This window comes from Streptomyces sp. NPDC002845, from assembly GCF_053591955.1.
This window is the reverse complement of sequence record NZ_JBSFUU010000247.1, coordinates 1-1,311: the sequence shown is the minus strand read 5'-3', so window position 1 is coordinate 1,311 and position 1,311 is coordinate 1. Positions and strand designations below refer to the sequence as shown.

Annotated in this window: 2 protein-coding genes; both read left to right on the top strand. The window is 65.2% G+C overall.

Features of this window, described 5'->3' with window-relative positions; all coding sequences use genetic code 11:
* The coding region (locus tag ACWD3C_RS48660; RefSeq protein ID WP_451155273.1) for a hypothetical protein at positions 1–260 on the top strand (260 nt) is incomplete at its 5' end.
* A 163-nt stretch (positions 261–423) separates the two neighbouring features.
* Positions 424–915 (top strand): beta-class carbonic anhydrase, encoded by a 492-nt coding sequence (locus tag ACWD3C_RS48655; protein WP_451155271.1) that lies wholly within the window; start codon positions 424–426, stop codon positions 913–915.
* Positions 916–1,311: the final 396 nt, after the last annotated feature.

Below are 1,311 nucleotides of genomic sequence, written 5' to 3'. Positions count from 1 at the left end.
GTAGGCACACGCCCTGTGGCATCGACATGCCTATCTTCCCTGGTCAACGCTCGATTGTGGCCACTCGTTTGTCCACGAACTGCGGAACCCGGGCGACGACGCGGGCGGCGAACTCCAGGACGCGCGGGTCGTCGGTCAGCAGCTGGAGCTCCGGTCAGGGCCTGGCCGGCTCCCTGGCGACGGAGATCGTCGGCATCGACCACGACTACTTCCGCTTCCACCAGCTCCGCGGCGGTGCAGCTGGGCATTGTGCCGGTTAGCCCAGTGGTGACAGCCCGCGAGAAGGAGATGACAGGGAGAATCCCGTTTGGTACGGAACGCCCCATATCGTCTCTCGTGATGCCGGCCGGGGTGTTGGCGGCGATCGGCGCCAAGGCCGCGCCCGGTCGACCCGCGACGAGGCGTACGCCTGGAGGAAGAGCGATGAGTGCCATCGACGACGTGCTTGAGAGGAACGCTGCGTTCGCGGCGGCGTACGAGGACCTCGATCCTCCGCGGCCGCCGAGAAAGCGCCTGGCCGTCATCGCCTGCATGGATTCTCGGCTTGACATCTACAAGATGCTCGGCCTGGAAGAGGGGGACGCGCACATCATCCGGAACGCCGGTGGGGTGGTTACGGAGGACATGATCCGGTCGCTCGTGATCTCCCAGCGTGTCGGGGGAACGCGAGAGATCATGCTTATGCACAACACTGAGTGCGGGATGCTCACGTTCCAGGATGACGAGCTGAAGCGGCAGGTGGAGAGCGAGACAGGAGCTGAGGTGCCGTTCGAGTTCCATGCCTTCAGCGACTTGGAGGAGCAGGTGCGTCGCTCCGTGGCCCGCATCCGAGAAAGCCCGTTGCTTGTCCACAAGGACGCTATCCGCGGCTTTGTCTACGAAGTCCGCACCGGCAGGTTGCGCGAGGCCCGGTGACAGCTTCGACGCTCGGGACTGGCGCCCAGGCGAGTAGCAGCCCCACCGCAGCGGTGAACACCTACCCGGGATGGCACGGGCACACCACCCTTGCCATGGTCGCCCACCCAACGGGGACCGAGCAACCACGAAGCCCCAGCTCACAGCCACCAACTGAGATCTCCAACGAACCCGGGGCGGTTCACAACACAGCTAGCAACAGCAGGTCACAACCAAGATCGATAAGCAGGCAGAACAGCTACGTCACAGCAGGGCCCCACCACGCGTCGACGCAGCGGGCGAGCGCGTTGAGGCCGGACGCCATCGACAGCCATGTCGGCAGCGACAGCATCAGCGTGGTGTCGTGGACGACGACCCAGGAGAGCACCTTGGGGGGCGACGCCGGTGTGCTTGTGG